Origin of the sequence: Micromonospora sp. NPDC047620 (genome assembly GCF_043205005.1) — a bacterium.
Taxonomy (GTDB): Bacteria; Actinomycetota; Actinomycetes; order Mycobacteriales; family Micromonosporaceae; genus Micromonospora.
The window spans coordinates 287,337-306,894 of the sequence record NZ_JBIDDG010000004.1 but is presented as its reverse complement, the minus strand read 5'-3'; the positions used below and the strand labels follow the sequence as shown (position 1 = coordinate 306,894).

Sequence of the window (19,558 nt, the reverse complement as noted above, 5' to 3'; positions counted from 1 at the left end):
GAGGGGGCTGTCAGGGGTTGCCGAGGGCGTCGATGTCGCGCATCTCCTCGGCGGTGAGCGCGAAGTGGAAGATGTCGGCGTTGGCGCGGATCCGGTCCGGGGTCGCCGACTTGGGGATGACCACGATCTCGTGGTCGACGTGCCAGCGGAGCACCACCTGGGCCGGGGATACGTCGTGCGCGGCGGCGATCCGGGTCAGCACCGGGTCGGCGAGGTCACTGGTCTTGAACGGGCTGTAACCCTCCAGCACCACGCCCCGGTCCCGGTGCTCCCGGTGCCGCTGCCGGTCGTACAGCGACGGGCTCCACCGGATCTGGTTGACCGCCGGGTTCTCCTCCGTCGCCTGGATCAGCTCGTCGATCTCGGCGGTGCTGTAGTTGCTCACCCCCACCGCCCGCGCGAGCCCCTCGTCCCGGGCGGCGAGCATCTCCCGCCACACCGGGATGCTGTCGCCCGGGTTCGCCGGCGGCCAGTGCACCAGCCACAGGTCGACGCAGTCGGTGCCGAGCGCGGTCAGGCTCGCCTCGAGGGTCTCCCGCTCCCGGCCGACCCGGTCCGGCGGCAGCTTCGTGGTGACGAAGACGTCCTCGCGGCGCAGCCCGCTCTCCTGTACCGCCCGGCCGACCTCATCCTCGTTGCCGTACATGGTGGCGGTGTCGACGTGCCGGTAGCCGGCGTCCAGCGCGGCGAGCACGGCTTCGTACCCGGCCTGGCCAGTGGCCTGCCACGTGCCGAAGCCGAGCAGAGGCATCCGCACCTCGCCCGGGAGCGGAACCGTCGGCTGCTCCTGGTGGTCCATGCCGACGGGTCTACCCGTGCTGACCCCCGACATGCTCCGCCGATCCGGACAACCGGGCACCCAGCGGGCCGACGCGGTTTGCCGGAGAATGCGGGAGTGTCTGACCGGCTGGAGGAGTACCGGCGCAAACGGGACGCGGCGCGCACCCCGGAGCCGGTGCCGAAGCGGCCCCCACGGCGGAAGAAGCCGGCCGAGGGGACGGCCCGGTTCGTCATCCAGCAGCACCACGCCCGCAGCCTGCACTGGGACCTGCGGCTGGAGCACGAGGGCGTACTGGCCTCCTGGGCGGTGCCGCGCGGGCTGCCCCGCGACACCGGCCGCAACCACCTCGCCGTGCACACCGAGGACCACCCGATGGAATACCTGGACTTCCACGGCGAGATCCCGGCGGGCGAGTACGGCGGCGGCCGGATGACCATCCACGACCGGGGCACGTACCGCTGCGAGAAGTGGCGCGACGACGAGGTCGTCGTCGTGCTCGACGGGGAGCGCACCGCCGGGCGGTACGTGCTCTTCGCCACCGGCGGCAAGGGTGGCCGGGACTGGATGGTCCGGCGCACCGACCCGCCGCCGGAGGGCTGGACGAGCATGCCGGAGCTGGTCCGCCCGATGCGTCCCACGCCGGCGGCGAAGCTGCCGAGGGACCAGGCGGAGTGGGGCTACGAGCTGCGCTGGGACGGCGTGCGCGCGGTCGCGTACGTCTCCGGGGGACGCCTGCGGCTGCTCTCGGAGGACGACGAGGACATCTCCGGGACGTACCCCTGGCTGCGCGAGATGGCCGAGGAGCTGGCCCCGGCGGAGGCGGTGTTGGACGGCGTCCTGGTCCGCATCGACACCGCCGGGAGGGTACGCCCCGCCCGCGGCGGGCGCCGGACCCCGGACGCGCAGTACCTGATCTTCGACCTGCTCTGGCTGGAGGGCGTGACCAGCACCGACCTGCCGTACGCGCAGCGCCGGGAGCTGCTCGACGGTCTGGCGCTCACCGGCCCGCACTGGCAAACTCCGCCCTGGTTTCCCGGTGCGGGCCCCGAGGCGCTGCGGACCGGGCGGGAGCAGGGGCTGCCCGGGGTGGTGGCGAAGCGGCTGGACTCGACCTACGAGCCCGGCCGCCGCAGCCGGCGCTGGCAGAGCATCGACGCGGGCTGAGAAACGGGGCGGCCGGAAGCCGGGACACGAGCGGGACCACGATCCGCGACACGAGTCGAGACGGCGAGGAGCAGCGTGTACCTGACCCACCTGGAGTGCCCGCGCTGCGGGCGGGAGCACGACGCCGGCAAGCTGGTCAACCTCTGCGACTGCGGCTCGCCGCTGCTGGCCCGCTACGACCTGGCCGCGGTGGCGAAGGTGCTCACCCCCGAGCGGTTCCCGCTGCGCCCGGCCGACCTCTGGCGCTACCGGGAGCTGCTGCCGGTGGCCGACCCGCGGCACACGACGACGCTGGGCGAGGGCTGGACGCCGCTGCTGCGTACCCCGGCCTACGGCGCGGAGATCGGCATCCCGGACCTGCTGGTCAAGGACGAGGGGCTGACGCCGACCGGCTCGTTCAAGGCGCGCGGCGCGGCGGTGGGCGTCAGCCGGGCCCGGGAGCTGGGCGTGCGGCGGATCGCCATGCCGACCAACGGCAACGCGGGCGCGGCCTGGGCGACGTACGCCGCGCGGGCCGGGCTGGGCGCGACGATCGTCATGCCGCTGTCCGCGCCGGCCGTCTGCCGGCGGGAGTGCGTGGCCGCCGGGGCCGACCTGCGCCTGGTCGACGGGCTGATCGGCGACGCCGGCCGGCACGTCGCGGGGCTGGTCGCGGGCTCCGGCGGCGCGGTCTTCGACGCCGGCACGCTGCGCGAGCCGTACCGGCTCGAGGGCAAGAAGACGATGGGGTACGAGATCGTCGAACAGCTCGGCTGGCAGGTGCCGGACGTGATCGTCTATCCCACCGGGGGCGGGGTCGGGCTGATCGGTATCCACAAGGCGCTGCACGAGCTGCGCGAGCTGGGCTGGATCGAGGACAGGCTGCCCCGCCTGGTCGCGGTGCAGTCGACCGGCTGCGCCCCGATCGTCCGGGCCTTCGCCGGCGGGGAGGAGCGGGCGCGGCCCTGGGCCGACGCGCACACCGTGGCGTTCGGCATCACCGTGCCCGCCCCGCTCGGCGACGAGCTGATCCTCGACGCGCTGCGGGCCAGCGCCGGCACCGCGATCGCGGTCGACGACGCCGAGATCCTCGCCGACCTGCGGGACTTCGCGGCGCGGGAGGGGCTGTTGCTCTGCCCGGAGGGGGCCGCCGGCCTGACCGCCGCCCGGCACCTGCGCGCCGGCGGCTGGATCCGGGCCGGCGAGCGGGTGGTGGTGCTCAACACCGGGTCCGGGCTGAAGTACCCGGAGACCGTGGACGTCGCCGACGTGCCGGTGCTGCCGGTGTAAGGAAGGGCCCCTTCCTATACAAATTCCGATAGGAAGGGGCCCTTCCTTACACGCGGCGTCAGTCGGTGGTGGGGTCGGTGAGGCGCCAGGCGGCGCTGACCAGGCCGATGTGCGACAGCGCCTGCGGGGTGTTGCCGAGCTGCGCGCCCGTACGCGGGTCGATCTGCTCGCTGAACAGGCCGACGTCGTTGGCGTGCCCGAGCACCCGCTCGAAGAGCGCCTCGGCGCGCCCCCGCTCGCCGGCCATCACCAGGCACTCCACCAGCCAGAACGAGCAGAGCGGGAAGCCGGCCGGGTCGGTGCCCCAGCGCCGGAGGAGACCGTCGCCGGCGCCCAGCTCGCGCTCGACCGCCTCGATGGTGGCGCGCATCCGTGGGTCGGTCGCCGGCAGGAAGTGCACCAACGGCAGCAGCAGCGCGGAGGCGTCCAGCTCGGGCGAGCCGAACGCCCCCGTGTACGCGCCGACCCGCTCGTCCCAGCCCTCGCGCAGCACGGCGGCCCGGATCTCGTCGCGGGTGCTCGCCCAGCGCCGCGGGTCGGCCCGGTCGCCGAGCCGGGGGGCGAGCCGCACCGCCCGGTCGATCGCCACCCAGCACAGCACCTTCGACGACAGGTAGTGCCGGTCGGCGTCCCGGGTCTCCCAGATCCCCCGGTCGGGCAGGTGCCAGGTGGCCGCCACCTGCTCGGTCAGGCCGAGCACCATCTCGCGCAGTTCCTCGTCGAACGTCTCGCCCAGGTGGTCCCGCAGCCGCCAGACCGCCGAGATCACCTCGCCCGGCACGTCGAGCTGGCGCTGCCGCCAGGCGTCGTTGCCGACCCGGACCGGCGGGCTGTCGGCGTAGCCGCGCAGGTGGTGGCACTCGTACTCGGAGATGTCCCGCTCCCCCTCCAGCCCGAAGAGCACCGGCACGGGAGCGGGGCCGATCCGGCCGATCGACCGGGCCGCCCAGGCGAAGAGGCGGGACGCCTCCGACGGGCACGCGGCCACCCAGAGGGCACGCATGGTCATCGCGAAGTCGCGCAGCCACGAGTAGCGGTAGTCGTAGTTGCGGTCGCCGCCGATCCGTTCCGGCAGCGACGTGGTCAGGGCCGCGGCGACCGCGCCGCTGCGGGCGTACGTGAGGCCGGTGAGCACGGTCGCGCTGTGCCGGACCTGGCCCGGGTAGCGGCCGTCGTAGCGGTGCGCCTCCCGGTACGCCTGCCACGCCCGCACCGTCTCGGCGAGCGCGGTCACCGGGTCCAGCCGGACCGGCGCCGCCCCGTACGCCCGCCCGTACGCCACGTCGAAGCCGACCACCTGCCCGGCGGCGACCTCGAAGTCCTGCCGGACGCGGTCCCGCTCGACGGTCAGCGGGACCCCGCCGGCGCGCAGGCTCAGCACCACCGGGCCGGCCGCGGCGAGCACCCCGCCGTCGGGCCGCTCGTGCAGGTAGGGGGTGAGCAGGCCGTACTCCGGGCGGGGGCGGAAGTCCAACGACATCCGCACCCGCCCGGTCAGCCCCTCGACCACCCGCAGCAGCACCGCCGGCGAGTTCATCCCCAGCTCGTGGCCCCGGGCGCCGAGTTCGGCGGCGAGCGCGTCGGTGACCGCCACGCTGCCCTCCGGGGTGTGGTGCACGGTGCGCAGCACCAGCGTGTCGGCGAGGTACGCCCGCTCCGTCCGGTGCCCGGGCAGCCCGGCCGCGACGGGCGCCAGCCGCCAGTGGCCGGCCGCCGGGTCGAGCAGCCGGCCGAAGACCGACGGGGCGTCGAACCGGTCCGGGCACCACCAGTCGATCGAGCCGTCCCGGCCGACCAGTGCGCCCGAGCGGCAGTCGGAGAGGAATCCGTAGTCGGAGATCGCCGGCTGGTCCACCCGCTGCGGGTACCCCGTCCGGCCCGCCTCAGACAGCCCCGCCGGGGCACCGATCGGGCCGACCAGGCGGGCGGCGGCGCCCGGCGGACGGTCAGGCGGGCGGCACCGCCCGGCAGACGGTCAGGCGGGCGGCACCGCCCGGCGGACGGTCAGGCGGGCGGCGGCTCGTCCTCGCCGGCCTCCTCCGCCGCGTCGGCCTCCTCCTTCGTCCGGTGCACCGCCTGGTCGGCGTGCTCCGGCGGACCGTAGACGGTGTAGAGCACCAGCGGGTTCGGGCCGGTGTTGACGAAGTTGTGCTTCGTACCGGCCGGCACCACCACCAGGTCGCCCTGGACGACCTCGCGCTTCTCCCCCGCCACCCGGGCCTCGCCGGTGCCGCTGACGAACGTGAGAATCTGGTCGATGTCCTCGTGGACCTCCTCGCCGATCTCACCACCCGGCGGGATCGTCATGATCACCAACTGGGTGTGCTCACCGGTCCACAGCACCCGCCGGAAATCCGGGCTCTTCTCGGCGACGGTCGCGATCGTGTAATGCTCCATGCCGACGCACATACCCGCTCGGGCGCGACGCCACGCCGAGATGTACAAGTGGTGGAATTCCCCACTGATCCCAGGTTTGGCACCCCCGTGGACGGGGATCGAGACAGGGACGGGCGCACGGCGCCGGTCGAGCCAGGTCCCCGCTGACGTACTGCCGTACGGCTGCGGTGGTGGGAGACGGCCAGAGCGCGGCGACGTTCCGATCCCGAGGGATCCGAGCGGCGCCGCGCGCTCATGTCCCGCGCCAGGGCGGCGGAACGCCCGTCGTCGCGCGCTTCTCGAGGGCCGTGCGCTCAGTCGTCGTCGGCCGCCACGGGCTCCCGGCCGACGCAGCGCACCTTCAGCTCGAACTCGCCGGCCGGGCCGGCGAACGCGACCTCCACGTCGTCGTCCGGCCCCCGGTCGACGTCGGAGACGCGGTAACCCTGCGCCGGCGCCCAGGAGACCAGCCGCACCCCGTCCGGCCCGCACTCGGCCACGGCCGTGCCGCCCGCCGTGACGAAGGCCCGGCGCTCGCCGTGCGGAGCGGAGCCGGTCGGTGCCGGCGACGACGGCCCCGCGCCGGTGCCGGTCGGCTCGGGCGAGGCCAGGGCGCGCTCGACCTCCTCCTGGCTCAGCACGACGCCGCCCGGGGTGCCGGCGATGCTCTCCCCCACCCACCGGATCGCGGCCACCCCGATCAGGGTGGCGACGGCGGCGGTGGCCAGCCAACCGGCGACAGCGAGGAACGAACGGCGGCGCATCCACCGAGTGTCCCCGATCCCGGGTTGGGCCGAGCCCTGGCCGAGGCTAAGGGATGGTTAAGGACCCGGGCCGGCGCGTCCGGGGCGGCTACCCTGCCCCCTGTGGCCCGCCTGCTGCTCATCGAGGACGACCTGACGATCCGTACGCCGCTGCTGCGGGCGCTGCGCGAACGGGGGCACGCGGTGGCCGCCGCCTCGACGGCGATGGCCGGCCTGCGCGACGCGCTGGACGACCGGCCCGACCTCGTCGTGCTGGACCTGGGCCTGCCCGACCTGGATGGCCGGGAGCTGCTGCGGATGCTGCGCGCCGTCAGCGTCGTGCCGGTGATCGTGGCCACCGCCCGCGACGACGAGACCGAGATCGTCCGGGTGCTCGACGCCGGGGCCGACGACTACGTGGTGAAGCCGTTCACGGCGGCGCAGCTCGACGCGCGGATCCGGGCGGTGCTCCGGCGCGGGGCGGGGTCCGTCCCCGAGGACCCGGCGCTGGTGGTCGGCGGGCTGCGGGTGGACCCGAGGTCGCGGCAGGTCACCCTGGACGGCGAGCCCGTCGAGCTGACGCCGCGCGAGTTCGACCTGCTGCACCACCTCGCCGGCCGGCCGGGCCAGGTGGTCACCAAGCGGGAGCTGCTCGCCGAGGTGTGGCAGATCCCGTACGGCGGCGCCGACAAGACCGTGGACGTGCACCTGTCCTGGCTGCGCCGCAAGCTCGGGGAGAGCGCCCAGGCGCCCCGCTACCTGCACACGGTACGGGGCGTCGGGGTGCGGCTCGAAGCGCCCGGGAGCGCCGGATGAGGGCGCGGCTGGCCCTGCTGGTCGCCGCGGTCAGCGTGCTCACCCTGGTCGCCTTCCTGGTACCGCTGGCGCTGCTGGTGCGGACCGTCGCCGAGGACCGGGCCACGGTGCGGGCCACGGCCGACGCGCAGAGCCTCGTCACCGTCGTCGGCACCGCCGACACCGCGACGATCCGGTTGACGGTGGAGCAACTGGCCGCGGAGTCCGACCGGCCGGTCAGCGTCTTCCTGCCCGACGGCACCGTGCTCGGCACCCCGGCCCCGCGGACGCCCGCGGTGGCGCTGGCGGCGCGGGGGCAGAGCCTCACCGCGGAGTCGGGGCGGGGGCGCGAGGTGGTGATCGCGGTGCAGGGCCGCCCCGACGGCACCGGGGTGATCCGCACGGTGGTCCCGCCCGAGGAGCTGACCGCCGGGGTGACCCGCTCCTGGCTGGTCCTGGCCCTGCTCGGCGTGTTGCTGGTGCTGATCGGGCTGGCCGTCGCCGACCGGCTGGCCCGCACCCTGGTCCGGCCGATCGGTGAGCTGTCCACGGTGTCGCACCGGCTGGCGAACGCCGAACTGGACGCGCGCGTCACGCCCGCCGGGCCGCCGGAGCTGCGTGAGGTGGCCGGCGCCCTCAACCACCTCGCCGGTCGGATCCAGGTGCTGCTGGCGCAGGAGCGGGAGGAGGTCGCCGACCTGTCACACCGCCTGCGCACGCCGCTGACCGCACTGCGGCTGGAGGCCGAGTCGCTTAGCGACCCGGAGGACGCGGCCCGGGTGACCGCGGCGGTGGACGGGCTGGAGCGGGCGGTCACCGGCCTGATCCGGCAGGCCCGCTGGCGGGCGCCGACAGCCGGGGCGGCCAGCGCGGACGCGGCCACGGTGGTGGCCGAACGGGTCGCGTTCTGGTCGGTGCTGGCAGAGGACACGGGGCGCGCGGTCACGCTGGACCTGGCGCCGGGACCGCTGCCGGTGGGCGTGCCCGCCGACGAGTTGGCGGCGGCCGTGGACGCCCTGCTCGGCAACGTCTTCGCGCACACCCCGGACGGCACGGCGTTCGCCGTCCGGCTGACGGCCCTGGCGGGCCGGGCCGTGCTGACCGTGGCGGACGAGGGGCCGGGCATCGCGCCCGACACCGTCGACCGGGGCGCCAGCACCGCCGGTTCCACGGGACTCGGCCTGGACATCGCCCGGCGCGCCGCCGAGGCTGCCGGCGGCCGCCTCACCCTGCACACCGCGCCCTCCGGCGGCGCCGAGGTACGCCTCGAGCTCGGCCCGCCGACGCCCTGACCGGGCAGCTCGCGCGGGGCGGGTCGGGGCGGTCGGGGGCCCGGCGACTGGACGCGGCGGCCGAGCGCGGCGACCTTAACCCGGGCTTAGCGTTCGGGCAGCGTGCCGCTATCCGGCCGGGCGCGATCCTCGTGGTCAGGAACCGAGGAAAGGCGAACCGAGATGAAGCGCAACCCCCTGATCCTGGCGTCGGTCGGCGGCATGGCCGTGCTCGCCGTAGCCGGCGCGACCCTCGGCGTCGCGGCCGCCGACAGCGGTCCCGCCCAAGCGACCACCCTGGCCGCCGCCACGACCGCCCCGACCACTGCCGCGACCCCGGGCGACAGCACGACCAGCGCCCCGGCGACCGGCGGCACCTCGGCGGCCCCCGGCACGCCGCCGGGCAGCGGAGCCCCGACGGCCGGCGGGGATGCCGTCAGCGAGCAGCGGGCCCGCGAGATCGCGCTCGCCCGGGCGGGCGGCGGCCAGGTCGTCGAGATCGAGGCCGAGCAGGAGCACGGCCGGCCCGTGTGGAGTGTGGAGATCGTCGCCGGGCAGACCGAGCACGAGATCGACGTCGACCGGGAGAACGGCACCGTGGTCAAGGCCGAGCAGGAGCCCGTCGACGACGATGACGATGACGACGACCGCGACGACGACGACCGCGACGACGACTGACCCCGGTGCCGCCGCCTCCCGCGTCAGGGGGGCGGCGGCGTCGTCGGCCGACCGGGTCGCATCCGGACCTGCGCCAACAGCGGACGTCAGGCGTCGGACGTACGGCGTCAGGCGTCGGGCGTACCGCGTCGGGCGTACCGCGTCAGGCGTCGGGCGTACGGCGTCAGGCGTCGGGCGTACGGCGTGAGACGTCGGGCGCCCGGTGGCGGGCGTCGGCGGATGGCGAGCCGGTGGCGCGCGAGGGCGGGCTGATCGCCCCTGTGACCGACACCGATGTCTGGCTACATTGGGGTATGGTGCCCGCCCACGGAGGCCGGGCGGCGGAACCGGTCTACCGCCCCATCCTCGCCAGTCGGCGGGGCGAGCTGGAGGCGCTCGGTCATCTCGACGACGTCGTCACTTCCTTGCTCGCCCCGGTTCTCCAGGTGTCCATCCTGGACTCGTACACACTGGATGTTCTCGGCCGGCTGCCCACCGGGCTGCTCCCGGCCGTCGACGTCACCGGTCTGCCCGACGCTCCGGAGACCGAGCTGGCCCGCTGGGGCGTACCGCTGGTGCCGGTGATCGGGCTCGCGGACAGCGACCGGCGCCTGGTGGCGCACGGCGCGGCGGCGCGGGGCCACGCCCACCGGGCGGTGGTCCGCCTGCGGGTCGGCCAGGACCGGGCCGGCCCGGACGCCACCACGGCGGCGGTGGAGCGCGTCTGGCGCCTCACGCGCCTCGTCCCCGAGCAGTGTGACCTGCTCCTCGACGCCGGAGACGTGTGCTGCGCGGCCGACGTGCGGCTCGCCGAGCCGCGGCTGCGCCGGTTGCTGGAGTGGGCACGCCGGCACGCCTGGCGGTCGGTGAGCGTGGCGGCCGGCGGGATGCCGCCCGCGGTGTCCCGCCTCCCCACCGACGAGCCGGTACGCCTCGACCGCTGGGACTGGCGGCTCTGGCAGCGGCTGGCGGACCTCGGCGTCGGGTACGGCGACTACGGTGTCGGCTCGGCGGTGCCCGGTGCCGACCAGCCGGGCGACCGGCTGCCCACCGTGCGCTACACCACCGACGACGCCTGGTGGGTGTACCGCTGGTCGCGGCGGGGTGGGCGGGGCGACGACAGGTTCGCGGACCTGTGCCGCGCGCTGGTCTCGGCGCCGCACTGGCCGGCCGCCGGGGCCGCCTTCTCCTGGGGCGACCACGAGATAGTCCGGCGCGCCCGGCGGGGCGCCGGTGCGGGCTCGGCCAGCAACTGGGCGGCGTGGAGCACGTCGCACCACCTGGCGCACGTGCTGGCGACGCTGGCGCGCCCCGGGCGGGAGGCCCGGCCGGGGCCGTGGCGCTCCGGTCAGCCGGCCGCCGAGCGGGGTCGACCCGCCCGGCCGCACCGGGGCGGGGAGACCCGCCGGGCCGGCTGACCCGCTACCTCAGCGCCGGCGACCCCGCACGGGGCGCGTCACTACTTCTCGGTGAACCCGAACTGCACGATGCCCTCGTCGTCGACGGTCGCGTCCACCGAGGCGTCGCCGAGCAGCTCGGCGGCGTCGGAGTCCAGGAAGATCCGGGCGCCCTGGTTGTCGACCACGTGGTCGCCCTTGACCGGTTCGGCGACCAGCTCGACGGTGAGCGAGCCCGCCTGGGTGTCGGCGGCGATCCGCACCCCGCCGTCCTCGGCGACGCCCTGCTGGTTGGCGAGATCTCGGATCACCATCACGGCGTTGTCGGTCATGGTGAGCATGGCGAACTCCTCGTGGATTCTCGGATACGCGGTGCGGACCGGGATTCGGCCCGCGCACGAGCGCACGTGGGAGGCGATCGAAAGGGCGACACGCACGTCGCCGTCGCAGGTCGGGGCAGGTGAGGGCCCCTCCACGGCCTACGGTGCCCCCTGCCGGGGGATCCGTCAAATAGATCGGGGTCAGTGCCTGGCGCCGGCCGGGGCGAGCAGTGCCCGGATCTCGCGTGCCGCCGCGCGGCCGGCCCGGTTGGCGCCGACGGTGCTCGCCGACGGTCCGTACCCGATCAGGTGGATCCGCTCGTCGGCGACCACCCGGGTGCCGTCCATCGTGATACCGCCGCCCGGCGCGCGCAGCCGCAGCGGCGCGAGGTGGTCCAGCGCGGCCCGAAAGCCGGTGCACCAGAGGATCACGTCCGCGGGCACGAACCTGCCGTCGTCCCAGGCCACGCCGTCGGGCGTGATCCGGTCGAAGACGGGTAACCGGTCCAGCACGCCGCGCTCGCGGAGCCGGCGCAGCTCGGGCGTGAGCGGCAGCCCGGTCACCCCGACCACGCTGGCCGGCGGGCGGCCGGCGCGGACCGCCGCGTCGACCAGGGCCACCGCCGCCCGCCCCCGTTCGGGGGTGAACTCCTCGTCGCGGAAGTCGGGCGGGCGCCGGGTCACCCAGGTGGTGCCGGCCGCGACGGCGGAAACCTCGGCGAGCAGTTGGACGGCGGACGTCCCACCGCCGACCACCACGACCCGCCGGCCGGCGAACTCCGCCGGACCCCGGTAGTCGGCGGTGTGCAGCTGGCGGCCCCGGAAGCCCGACCGGCCCGGGTAGTGCGGCCAGAACGGCCGGGTCCAGGTGCCGGTGGCGTTGACCAGGGCCCGGGTGGACCAGGCACCCCCGTCGGTCAGCACGTCCAGCCGGCCGTCGGGCCGGTCGCGCACCTCGCGGACCCGCACCGGGCGCCGTACCGGCAGGGCGAACTCGCGCTCGTACGCGGCGAAGTAGGCGCTCACCACCTCGGCCGCCGGCCGGTCGGGATCCGCCGCCGGGAACGGCAGGCCGGGCAGGTCGTGGAAGCCGTGCACCCGGTCGAGCCGCAGCGTCGGCCAGCGGTGTCGCCACGCCCCGCCGGGCCCGTCGTCCCCGTCGAGGATCACGAAGCCGTCACCGGGGGCGAAACCGGCGCGGCGCAGGTGGTAGCCGGCGGAGAGGCCGGCCTGGCCGGCCCCGACCACCAGCACGTCGACGGAGCGCTCGTCCATGTCGGGTACAACAACGCACGCCCGGTCCGACTGCCCGCCGGGTGGCGTCTCGCCGCTCACACGGCCCGCCGCGCCGCCGGCGTCGTGACGTCCCGGCCCGGGTAGGAACCGGGCCGCCTCGCCCGGAGTCTGATCGGCGTACGGGCCGGGCTCGGGCGGGAGGCGGAATGGGTGGACGGCGGGGATGGCGGGCGCTGCTGCCGGCGGCGGCGCTGGGCGTGCTGTTGAGCGGCTGCACGGGCGTCGGGGTGGCCGAGGCGCCGACCGAGGGCACGGCGTCGTACGAGGCGTGGGGGCTCAACGAGGCGTCGAGCGACCTGAGCGGCGGGGACCGGACGGTGGTGCTCAACGGCGACCTGGAGCACGACAGCAAGGCGTTCTTCAGCGTCGACGGGCGGTGGCGGGCCGACGGGTTCGTGCTGGACGACGCCTCGGCCGAGAAGGTGCGCGCCCTGGCCGGTCGACTCCCCGACCGGACCGGCGACCCCGAGTGCCGGCGGCTGGTGCTGGTGGCGGAGGGGCTGGTCGACCGGGCGGTCGCCGTCCTCACCCCGGAGGCGTCCGGCGGGCCGGTCACCGCCGCGCCACTCGAGGGCTGAACGGAAGTTTTCTTTCGCTCGGCGGTCTTCTCTGGCGAATACCTCCGTGGCAGCATCAGCGCATGCATCGTCGTCTCTTCCCCCGGACGCTCGCGCTGGCGGCGCTGGTGGCCGCCGCCGCCACGGCCGGCGCCCCGACCGCCACCGCCGAGTCGCCGACCCCCGCGGCGACCCGCCTGAACGCCACCATCGACGCGATCCTCGCCGACTCCCGGCTGGCCGGGGCGCAGGCATCGGTGGTCGTGAAGGACGCGGCCACCGGCGAGACCGTCTACCACCGCAACGGCGACCGCCGCCTCGTGCCCGCCTCCAACACGAAGCTGCTGACCTCGGCCGCGGCGCTGGAACTGCTCGGGCCCGGGCACCGCTTCGCCACCGAGGTGCGCACCACCGGCACCCGGCGCGCGGGCCTGGTCTCCGGCGACCTCTACCTGCGCGGCGGCGGCGACCCGACCATGCTCGCCGCCGACTACGACGCGCTGGCCGCGCAGGTCGCCGCCAAGGGCGTCCGGGTCGTCACCGGCAACCTGGTCGCCGACGACACCCGCTACGACAGCACCCGCCTCGGCCCCGACTGGACCTGGGACGACGAGCCCTACTACTACGCGGCGCAGGTCTCCGCCCTGACCGTGGCTCCCGACACCGACTACGACGCGGGCACCGTCATCGTGCAGGCCGCACCCGGCGCGAGCGCCGGCGCCCGCCCGGTCGTCACCACGACCCCGGCCACCGGGTATCTGAAGATCGACAACCGGGCCCAGACGGTCGCCGACGGGGAGACGTCGATCTCCTTCGAGCGGGCGCACGGCGGCAACACGGTCGTGGTCACCGGACAGATCGCGCTCGGCGACGCGCCGGAGAGCGACTGGGTCACCGTCTGGGAGCCGACCGGCTACGCCGCCGACGTCTTCCGCTCCGCGCTGCGCAAGCACGGCGTGCGGGTGCTCGGCCGCACCGTGCTGGGCCAGGCCACCCCGGAGGAGGCGGCCGAGGTGGGGCGGCACGAGTCGATGCCGCTGGCCCAGTTGATGGTGCCGTTCCTCAAGCTGTCCAACAACGGGCACGCCGAGGTGCTGACCAAGGAGATCGGCCGGGTGCTCTCCGGCACCGGCACCTGGACGGCCGGGCTGACGGCGATCAGCGAGTACGTCGCCGACGCGGGGATGGACACCGGCACGCTGCGCCAGCGGGACGGCTCGGGGCTCTCCCGGCGCAACCTGATCCCCGCCGACGAGTTCGTGGACCTGCTCACGGCCGTCCGGGCCGAGCCCTGGTTCGACACGTGGTACGCCGCCCTGCCGGTCGCCGGCGACGCGGACCGCTTCGTCGGCGGAACGCTGCGCAGCCGGATGCGCGGCACCCCGGCGGCGGGCAACGTGCACGCCAAGACCGGCAGCCTGACGGGCGTCTCCGGCCTCTCCGGCTACGTCACCGACGCCGACGGGCGGGTGCTCGCGTTCTCCATCCTGCTCAACAACTACCTGGCCTCGTCGGTGAAGGGGCTGGAGGACCAGATCGCGATCGCGCTCGCCTCGTACACCGAGAAGGGTGCCGCCGCGGCGCGGGTCGCGCCCCCGACGGCGCCCGACGCCCCCCGGGTCCCCGAGGGCCGGGAGTGCTCCTGGGTGAAACCCGTCGCCTGCTGACGGGCCGGCGGGGCTCGGGCCGGGCCCCGCCGACGGGCCGGCGGGGCCGGGTGCGAGGGCCCCGCCGGTGCTCAGGCGCCCGGGCGCTGCGGCGGCTCGGCGGTCGGGTCGCCGCGCGCGATCAGCGCGGCGATGTCGGCGGGGCGCAGGCCGCGCTGCGCCAGCACCCGGACGCCCCAGCGGTGCAGCCGGCACGGGTGCGGGCTGGCGTCGTTGCGGCAGACCGTCCCGCCGGACCAGCTTCGGGGCGCGTGCACCACCACCGCCCGGACGGCGAACTGCGCGTCCTCGGCGGTGACGTACGGCGGCAGCGGGATCTCCCGGAGCACCTCCCCGGACGGCTCTCCGGCGCCGCGTGGGGCGGGCGGACGGACGGTGCGGGCGGCGGTGCTGCTCATCGGTCGAGCCTCCACAGAGGATTGTCGGACGTGGACAGCAGAAAGTTACGACACGGCGAACGCAGCGCGACGGACAAACTGTCCCGGAGTCAGATGGCGGGGCCGGTGTCGGCAGCGTGGTGGTCACGCCGCCAGGCTGCCGTCGTACGCGGCGCGACGGTTCCCCGGCGGGGGGTGGACCGGCTCCCCCGCCCAAGGGATCAGCGGGCGGCGCGCTCCCGCAGCCGGGCCGCCGTGCGGCGGGCGTCGTAGTCGGGGGCGACCCCGTCGACGATCAGCGTCGCGCCCGGGATGTGCCGGGTGCGCAGCGCGATGATCTCCTGGTAGGCCGGCGAGTCGTACCAGGCCCGGGCGCGCTCCAGGTCGGGGAACTCCACGATGACCACGGTGCCGGGCCAGTCGCCCTCCTTGACCTCCACCTCGGCGCCGTGCACCCGGAACCGGCCGCCGAACGGGTCCAGCGTGGCCTGGATCCGCTCGATGTAGGTCAGGACGTCCTCGTTGATCTGCGGTGCGTACAGGTGGGCGAGCGCGAACGCGGGCATGGTCCCTCCCCGTGGGCCGTCCGCCCGGCCGGTCGCCGGTGCGGTACGCCGAGTCTCCCGCCGGCGCCCGCCCGGCGTCGATTACCCACGAGGTAACGGCGGCCTGCCGCCGGTGCTCAGAGGCGGTCGAGCACGACTACCGGGATGTCGCGGTCGGTCCTCGCCTGGTACTCGTCGTACGACGGCCGGATGGCGGCCATCATGGACCACATCCGCGGCCCCTGTGGGCGTCGCGCAGGAGCTCAGTGTCGCCGCCGGCGGTGCAGCCCGCGGCCGGGGTGCCAGCTCTCGATGACCAGGTGGTCCGGCGGATCGCCCACCCGGGTCAGGACCACCTCGGTCAGCTCGATCCGGAACCGGTGCGAGCCGTCGTCGCCGGGCGGCTCCTCGTGCGCCCGACCGGCGATCTTCGCGTCGCCGCCCCAGGACCGCGGATCGTCCTCGGGAGCGTCCTCCGTCGGGCAGTGCAGCGCCACCCGTGGGTCACGGCGCAGGTCGAGGGCCTTGAGCGCGCCGGCCATGCTGCCCAGCCGCAGGTGCTCGGGGCCGAAGTCGAACTCCGTGCCGCTGATCCGGGGCGAGCCGTCCCGGCGCAGCGTCGCCATCGTGCCGTGCTTGCGTACCGCGAAGCGGGCACGCACCCGCTCGGCGAACTCGGGTTCCTCGCGCAGGAGGTCGGACCACCATGTCATGGGGCCCAGCGTGGCAGCCAATCCGGACAACCCGTGGCGGCTTTCCTCAGCGGATCTCGAACCCGAGCGCCTGCGCGATCACCACGGTCTGCTCCGGGTCGACGATCGCCCCGGCCCGCTCCACGACCGTCGGGTCGAGCGCGGTCAGGTCGCTGCCGCGCAGGTCGGCGCCGGACAGCCGGGAGCTGTGCAGTTGCGCGGCCGAGAGGTCCACGCCGGTGACCGTGGCGCCGGTCAGGTTGGCCCCGGTGAGGTCGACCTCCCGCATCCGGACGTCGGTGATCCGCACGCCGCGCAGGTCGGCGCCGGGCAGCGCGACGAACGACCAGTCGCCGCCGGAGACCGTCAACGGCCGCAGGTCGCACTGCGCGAACGTGCTGCCCACCAGCTTGCAGCCGATGAACTCGGCCTCGAAGAAGTTGCACCGCTGGAAGGTGCACCGGGTGAAGGCCGAGTCGGTGTGCCGGGAGGCGTTGAACCGCACGTTGCCGAAGGTGCACCCGTCGAAGACCGCGCCCTGGCTGACCGCCTCGGTCAGGTCGACGTGGAAGAACGAGCAGCCGACGAAGTGCCGGTCCACCAGTTCCTCGCCGTACCAGTCCTCGTTGCGGAAGGTCGCGTCCTCGGTCAGCTCGGGCATCGGGCCAGGCTACCGATATGCGGGCCAGTGCTCCGCCCCTTCCGGTGTGCGGTACCGGCTAGTAGGTTCGGCGGCGTGAGTGTGGCACGCAGCATCGACCCGGACCAGATCGGCTTCGACCCGGCGCGCCTGGCGCGGATCGACGAGCACTTCGGCAGGTACGTCGACGACGGCCGGATCGCCGGCTGGCAGGTGGTGGTCACCCGGCGCGGCGAGATCGCCCACTCGTCGACGTACGGGCTGCGCGACATCGAGGCGGGGGCGCCCGTCGAGGCGGACACGCTCTGGCGGATCTACTCGATGACCAAGCCGGTCACCTCGGTCGCCGCGATGATGCTCTGGGAGGAGGGCCGCTTCGAGCTGACCGACGAGATCAGCCGCTGGCTGCCCGAGTTCGCCGACCTGCGGGTCTACAGCAAGGGCTCGGCCCTCAAGCCGTACACGGTGCCGGCGATCGAGCCGATCCGGGTCTGGCACCTGCTCACCCACACCGCCGGCCTGACGTACGGCTTCATGCAGACCTCGGTGGTCGACGGCCTCTACCGGGCCGCCGGCTACGACATCTATCCGCCTGCGGACGTCGACCTGGCGACCGCCTGCCAGGCGTTCGGGGAGCTGCCCCTGCTGTTCCAGCCCGGCACCGCCTGGGGCTACTCCGTCGCCACCGACGTGCTCGGCCGGCTGGTCGAGGTGGTCTCCGGGCAGAGCCTGGACGCCTTCTTCGCCGACCGGATCTTCCGCCCGTTGGGCATGACCGACACCCACTGGTGGGCCGACGGCGACCCCGCGGACCGGCTCGCCGCGCTCTACGCGCCGGACCCGCGCACCGGCCGCGCGTTCCGCTACGACAAGCTGGGCGCCCTGGCATACGAGAAGCCGCTGCTGCTCTCCGGCGGCGGCGGCCTGATCTCCTCCGCCGCCGACTACCACCGGTTCACCCAGATGCTGCTGCGCGGCGGCGAGCTGGACGGGGCGCGCCTGCTGGCGCCGCGCACGGTGCGCTTCATGGCCCGCAACCACCTGCCCGGCGGGCAGGACCTGGGGACCCTCTCCACCGGCGGCTTCGCCGAGACCACCTTCGACGGGATCGGCTTCGGGCTGGGTTTCGCGGTGGTGGAGGACCCGATCCCGAGCCGGGTGCCGAGCAGCGTCGGCGAGTACTACTGGGGCGGGGTGGCGAGCACGGCGTTCTGGGTCGACCCCGCCGAGGAGGTCACCGCGCTGCTCTTCACCCAGCTCCTGCCGTCGAGCACCTACCCGCTGCGGCCCCAGCTGCGCCAGCTCGTCTACTCCGCCCTGGTCGACTGAGCCGGCCGGGCACGGTCGGATCGCCGGTTACCGCACCGGCCGGGCCACCCGCTCCATAACCTGGGAGGCGGACGGCAACCCGGCGGGCGGGCAGGCAGACGGTCACCGCCCCGGCCGGACGGGGGCGGGAGGCGGTCATGAGCAACATCGTCGTGTTCGGGGCGGGCGGCACCGCGGGCTCGCGGATCACCGCCGAGGCGGTCGGCCGGGGGCACCGGGTCACCGCCGCGGTGCGCCGCCCGGAGGCCACCTCGTACCTGCCGCCGTCGGTCAAGCTGGTCACCGGCGACGCCACCAGCGGGCGGAGCGTGCGGGAGCTGGCGCCCGACACCGACGCGATGGTGGTGGCGATCGGCGGCGGGGAGCGCGGCCTCTGGCTCAACGCGGCGCGGACCCTGGTCGGCACGCTGCGGGACCTGCCGGCCGCGCCCCGGATCATCCACGTGGGCGGCGGGTCGACGCTGCTCACCCCGAAGGGCACCCGCTACCTCGACGAGCCGGACTTCCCCGACGAGTACCGCGACGCCGCGCAGGGCCAGGCCGACGCCCTGGACTTCTACCGCTCGTCGGCCGACGGGGTGACCTGGACGTACGTCTCCCCGCCGCCGCTGGAGTTCCATCCAGGCGAGCGGACCGGGCACTACCGCACCGGCGGCGAGCAGCCGGTCACCGACGACGAGGGCCGCTCGGTGCTCAGCTACGAGGACCTGGCGGTGGCGATCGTCGACGAGATCGAGACCCCGCGCCACACGAACGAGCGGTTCACCGCCGCGTACTGAGGGTGCCGTCGGCTTCCCGGGTGCCGGTGCGTCTGCCGTTCCAGTCGTCGGCGAGCACGCACGCGGAGACCCGGGGTCGCGGCGGATGGTGGCGACCACCCGCTTCTCTCAGTCGGTCAGCGCGGGCGGGGCGCGGCGCGGCCGGCGGCGGGCTGGGCGGGGACCCGGGGGCGGACCGAGGGTCGCCAGGCGCGGCCGTTGGCGTAGATGATCCGGAAACCGAGGTACGACGTGAGGGGCGCCCAGTGCGCCGAGCCCATCCGCAGCTCGGCGGCGTTGTGCCGCTGCCCGTTGGCCAGCACGTCGAGTAGTACGGTTTCGAAGGCGGCCGATTCCACCCAGTCCACTTCCCGGGTGAAACCGCAGATCAGCGCCGCTCCCGTGGCGGCCAGGAAGTCCCGCAGCGCGGCGTCGGAGGCGCGCAGCACGGAACAGCTGCCGAAATAGAGCCGCCGGCCCTCGCAACGACCGGCCATCAGTTCGGCGACGTCGGCGAGTTCGACGGATTCCCAGTCGGTGAGGCAGAGCCGGCTCGGTTCGCCGTGCATCGCGAAGAAGCCCACCCGGTGGTCGGCGTACTGCTTGAGCAACCAACGGTCGACGAAGTAGAAGAGTTCGTCGCGGGTCGCCGCGTCCTTGTGGATGAAGCGGATCTTCCCGAGCCGTTCGAGCAGTTCGAGGGTGGGCAGGACGGAGCCGCGCTCGTTGAGGTCCCGGTGCCACTGGCCCTCGACGCAGAAGACGCCACCGCGCGCCACGCCGCCACCTCCCCCGTTCCCGCCGGCGCTGACGTTACCGCGTCGAACCGCCCGCAGAACATCACCCACGGTGTCGCCTATTGCGACGCCGCGTGCTGTTCGCGGTTCCTGCGACCGCTTCGCAGCGATTGGGCGTTTCGCAAAT

General features: G+C 74.9%; 21 protein-coding genes and 1 pseudogene. 10 read left to right on the top strand and 12 right to left on the bottom strand.

Going from position 1 to position 19,558, the window contains the following annotated elements; all coding sequences use genetic code 11:
* Nucleotides 1-10: 10 nt before the first annotated feature.
* Nucleotides 11-799: an aldo/keto reductase gene (locus tag ACGF5C_RS07070; RefSeq protein ID WP_393297592.1), complete on the bottom strand. Its 789-nt coding sequence runs from the start codon at nt 797-799 to the stop codon at nt 11-13.
* A gap of 96 nt (nt 800-895) precedes the next feature.
* On the opposite strand from ACGF5C_RS07070, the gene ACGF5C_RS07065 reads away from it, so the two are divergent.
* Nucleotides 896-1,945 (top strand): DNA polymerase ligase N-terminal domain-containing protein, encoded by a 1,050-nt coding sequence (locus ACGF5C_RS07065; RefSeq protein ID WP_393297589.1) that lies wholly within the window; start codon nt 896-898, stop codon nt 1,943-1,945.
* A gap of 75 nt (nt 1,946-2,020) precedes the next feature.
* Nucleotides 2,021-3,214: a threonine synthase gene (locus tag ACGF5C_RS07060; RefSeq protein WP_393297586.1), complete on the top strand. Its 1,194-nt coding sequence runs from the start codon at nt 2,021-2,023 to the stop codon at nt 3,212-3,214.
* Between the two features lie 58 nt (nt 3,215-3,272).
* Here ACGF5C_RS07060 and ACGF5C_RS07055 read toward each other — a convergent pair whose 3' ends face one another.
* From ACGF5C_RS07055 to ACGF5C_RS07045, 3 genes are all read right to left on the bottom strand, one after another.
* Entirely contained in the window at nt 3,273-5,069 is a 1,797-nt protein-coding gene (locus ACGF5C_RS07055) for a glycoside hydrolase family 15 protein (protein WP_393297583.1), read from the bottom strand.
* A 149-nt stretch (nt 5,070-5,218) separates the two neighbouring features.
* Complete coding sequence (locus tag ACGF5C_RS07050) at nt 5,219-5,623, bottom strand: cupin domain-containing protein (RefSeq protein ID WP_393297580.1); 405 nt, start codon at nt 5,621-5,623, stop codon at nt 5,219-5,221.
* A gap of 281 nt (nt 5,624-5,904) precedes the next feature.
* Nucleotides 5,905-6,354 carry a septum formation initiator gene (locus ACGF5C_RS07045; protein ID WP_393297577.1) on the bottom strand — a complete coding sequence of 150 codons (450 nt, stop codon included), beginning with the start codon at nt 6,352-6,354 and terminating at the stop codon, nt 5,905-5,907.
* A 102-nt stretch (nt 6,355-6,456) separates the two neighbouring features.
* On the opposite strand from ACGF5C_RS07045, the gene ACGF5C_RS07040 reads away from it, so the two are divergent.
* From ACGF5C_RS07040 to ACGF5C_RS07025, 4 genes are all read left to right on the top strand, one after another.
* Nucleotides 6,457-7,149, top strand: a complete 693-nt coding sequence (locus ACGF5C_RS07040) for a response regulator transcription factor (RefSeq protein WP_350676845.1) — start codon at nt 6,457-6,459, stop codon at nt 7,147-7,149.
* Nucleotides 7,146-8,420: an ATP-binding protein gene (locus tag ACGF5C_RS07035; RefSeq protein WP_393297574.1), complete on the top strand. Its 1,275-nt coding sequence runs from the start codon at nt 7,146-7,148 to the stop codon at nt 8,418-8,420. The genes ACGF5C_RS07040 and ACGF5C_RS07035 overlap by 4 nt, the downstream gene beginning before the upstream one ends.
* Nucleotides 8,421-8,582: 162 nt before the next feature.
* Nucleotides 8,583-9,077, top strand: a complete 495-nt coding sequence (locus ACGF5C_RS07030; RefSeq protein WP_393297571.1) for a PepSY domain-containing protein — start codon at nt 8,583-8,585, stop codon at nt 9,075-9,077.
* 293 nt (nt 9,078-9,370) lie between these two features.
* On the top strand, nt 9,371-10,474 hold the full coding sequence (locus tag ACGF5C_RS07025) for a hypothetical protein (protein ID WP_393297568.1): 1,104 nt from the start codon (nt 9,371-9,373) through the stop codon (nt 10,472-10,474).
* A 41-nt stretch (nt 10,475-10,515) separates the two neighbouring features.
* Here the strand turns inward: ACGF5C_RS07025 and ACGF5C_RS07020 are convergent, their stop codons facing one another.
* Together ACGF5C_RS07020 and ACGF5C_RS07015 are read right to left on the bottom strand one after the other, a co-directional pair.
* A complete protein-coding gene (locus tag ACGF5C_RS07020) occupies nt 10,516-10,794 on the bottom strand; it encodes an adhesin (protein ID WP_393297565.1) in 279 nt (92 codons plus the stop codon).
* A gap of 180 nt (nt 10,795-10,974) precedes the next feature.
* Nucleotides 10,975-12,048 (bottom strand): NAD(P)-binding domain-containing protein, encoded by a 1,074-nt coding sequence (locus ACGF5C_RS07015; RefSeq protein WP_393297562.1) that lies wholly within the window; start codon nt 12,046-12,048, stop codon nt 10,975-10,977.
* 167 nt (nt 12,049-12,215) lie between these two features.
* Between ACGF5C_RS07015 and ACGF5C_RS07010 the strand changes: the two genes are divergently transcribed.
* Both ACGF5C_RS07010 and dacB read left to right on the top strand, forming a co-directional pair.
* Nucleotides 12,216-12,647, top strand: a complete 432-nt coding sequence (locus tag ACGF5C_RS07010) for a hypothetical protein (protein WP_393297559.1) — start codon at nt 12,216-12,218, stop codon at nt 12,645-12,647.
* A 62-nt stretch (nt 12,648-12,709) separates the two neighbouring features.
* Nucleotides 12,710-14,293: a D-alanyl-D-alanine carboxypeptidase/D-alanyl-D-alanine-endopeptidase gene (dacB, locus tag ACGF5C_RS07005; protein WP_393297556.1), complete on the top strand. Its 1,584-nt coding sequence runs from the start codon at nt 12,710-12,712 to the stop codon at nt 14,291-14,293.
* 71 nt (nt 14,294-14,364) lie between these two features.
* On the opposite strand, the gene ACGF5C_RS07000 is transcribed toward dacB, so the two are convergent.
* The 5 genes and pseudogenes from ACGF5C_RS07000 to ACGF5C_RS06980 form a co-directional block, all read right to left on the bottom strand.
* Nucleotides 14,365-14,691 carry a hypothetical protein gene (locus ACGF5C_RS07000; RefSeq protein WP_393297553.1) on the bottom strand — a complete coding sequence of 109 codons (327 nt, stop codon included), beginning with the start codon at nt 14,689-14,691 and terminating at the stop codon, nt 14,365-14,367.
* Between the two features lie 200 nt (nt 14,692-14,891).
* The gene (locus ACGF5C_RS06995) at nt 14,892-15,236 is read right to left on the bottom strand and encodes a DUF1330 domain-containing protein (protein WP_350702924.1); all 345 of its coding nucleotides are present in this window, start codon (nt 15,234-15,236) and stop codon (nt 14,892-14,894) included.
* 116 nt (nt 15,237-15,352) lie between these two features.
* Nucleotides 15,353-15,454, bottom strand: a pseudogene (locus tag ACGF5C_RS06990) (nitroreductase/quinone reductase family protein); the annotation flags it as partial.
* A gap of 24 nt (nt 15,455-15,478) precedes the next feature.
* A complete protein-coding gene (locus ACGF5C_RS06985) occupies nt 15,479-15,928 on the bottom strand; it encodes a pyridoxamine 5'-phosphate oxidase family protein (protein ID WP_393297550.1) in 450 nt (149 codons plus the stop codon).
* A 46-nt stretch (nt 15,929-15,974) separates the two neighbouring features.
* Nucleotides 15,975-16,568: a pentapeptide repeat-containing protein gene (locus ACGF5C_RS06980; protein WP_393297547.1), complete on the bottom strand. Its 594-nt coding sequence runs from the start codon at nt 16,566-16,568 to the stop codon at nt 15,975-15,977.
* 75 nt (nt 16,569-16,643) lie between these two features.
* Here ACGF5C_RS06980 and ACGF5C_RS06975 point away from each other — a divergent pair, with 75 nt between their 5' ends.
* Both ACGF5C_RS06975 and ACGF5C_RS06970 read left to right on the top strand, forming a co-directional pair.
* Nucleotides 16,644-17,876, top strand: coding sequence for a serine hydrolase domain-containing protein (locus ACGF5C_RS06975; RefSeq protein ID WP_393297544.1), 1,233 nt, complete (start codon nt 16,644-16,646; stop codon nt 17,874-17,876).
* Nucleotides 17,877-18,013: 137 nt separating this feature from the next.
* Complete coding sequence (locus ACGF5C_RS06970) at nt 18,014-18,655, top strand: NAD(P)-dependent oxidoreductase (protein WP_393297541.1); 642 nt, start codon at nt 18,014-18,016, stop codon at nt 18,653-18,655.
* Nucleotides 18,656-18,771: 116 nt separating this feature from the next.
* On the opposite strand, the gene ACGF5C_RS06965 is transcribed toward ACGF5C_RS06970, so the two are convergent.
* Complete coding sequence (locus ACGF5C_RS06965) at nt 18,772-19,413, bottom strand: DUF6642 family protein (RefSeq protein WP_393297538.1); 642 nt, start codon at nt 19,411-19,413, stop codon at nt 18,772-18,774.
* Between the last annotated feature and the right edge of the window lie 145 nt (nt 19,414-19,558).

Excerpts from the sequence above, each read along its gene's own strand:
- ACGF5C_RS07070 (WP_393297592.1), bottom strand. The coding sequence starts at position 799 with ATGGACCACCAGGAGCAGCCGACGGTTCCGCTCCCGGGCGAGGTGCGG.
- ACGF5C_RS07050 (WP_393297580.1), bottom strand. The coding sequence starts at position 5,623 with ATGTGCGTCGGCATGGAGCATTACACGATCGCGACCGTCGCCGAGAAG.
- ACGF5C_RS07045 (WP_393297577.1), bottom strand. The coding sequence starts at position 6,354 with ATGCGCCGCCGTTCGTTCCTCGCTGTCGCCGGTTGGCTGGCCACCGCC.
- ACGF5C_RS07035 (WP_393297574.1), top strand. The coding sequence starts at position 7,146 with ATGAGGGCGCGGCTGGCCCTGCTGGTCGCCGCGGTCAGCGTGCTCACC.
- ACGF5C_RS07030 (WP_393297571.1), top strand. The coding sequence starts at position 8,583 with ATGAAGCGCAACCCCCTGATCCTGGCGTCGGTCGGCGGCATGGCCGTG.
- ACGF5C_RS07025 (WP_393297568.1), top strand. The coding sequence starts at position 9,371 with ATGGTGCCCGCCCACGGAGGCCGGGCGGCGGAACCGGTCTACCGCCCC.
- ACGF5C_RS07020 (WP_393297565.1), bottom strand. The coding sequence starts at position 10,794 with ATGCTCACCATGACCGACAACGCCGTGATGGTGATCCGAGATCTCGCC.
- ACGF5C_RS07015 (WP_393297562.1), bottom strand. The coding sequence starts at position 12,048 with ATGGACGAGCGCTCCGTCGACGTGCTGGTGGTCGGGGCCGGCCAGGCC.
- ACGF5C_RS07010 (WP_393297559.1), top strand. The coding sequence starts at position 12,216 with ATGGGTGGACGGCGGGGATGGCGGGCGCTGCTGCCGGCGGCGGCGCTG.
- dacB (WP_393297556.1), top strand. The coding sequence starts at position 12,710 with ATGCATCGTCGTCTCTTCCCCCGGACGCTCGCGCTGGCGGCGCTGGTG.
- ACGF5C_RS07000 (WP_393297553.1), bottom strand. The coding sequence starts at position 14,691 with ATGAGCAGCACCGCCGCCCGCACCGTCCGTCCGCCCGCCCCACGCGGC.
- ACGF5C_RS06995 (WP_350702924.1), bottom strand. The coding sequence starts at position 15,236 with ATGCCCGCGTTCGCGCTCGCCCACCTGTACGCACCGCAGATCAACGAG.
- ACGF5C_RS06985 (WP_393297550.1), bottom strand. The coding sequence starts at position 15,928 with ATGACATGGTGGTCCGACCTCCTGCGCGAGGAACCCGAGTTCGCCGAG.
- ACGF5C_RS06980 (WP_393297547.1), bottom strand. The coding sequence starts at position 16,568 with ATGCCCGAGCTGACCGAGGACGCGACCTTCCGCAACGAGGACTGGTAC.
- ACGF5C_RS06970 (WP_393297541.1), top strand. The coding sequence starts at position 18,014 with ATGAGCAACATCGTCGTGTTCGGGGCGGGCGGCACCGCGGGCTCGCGG.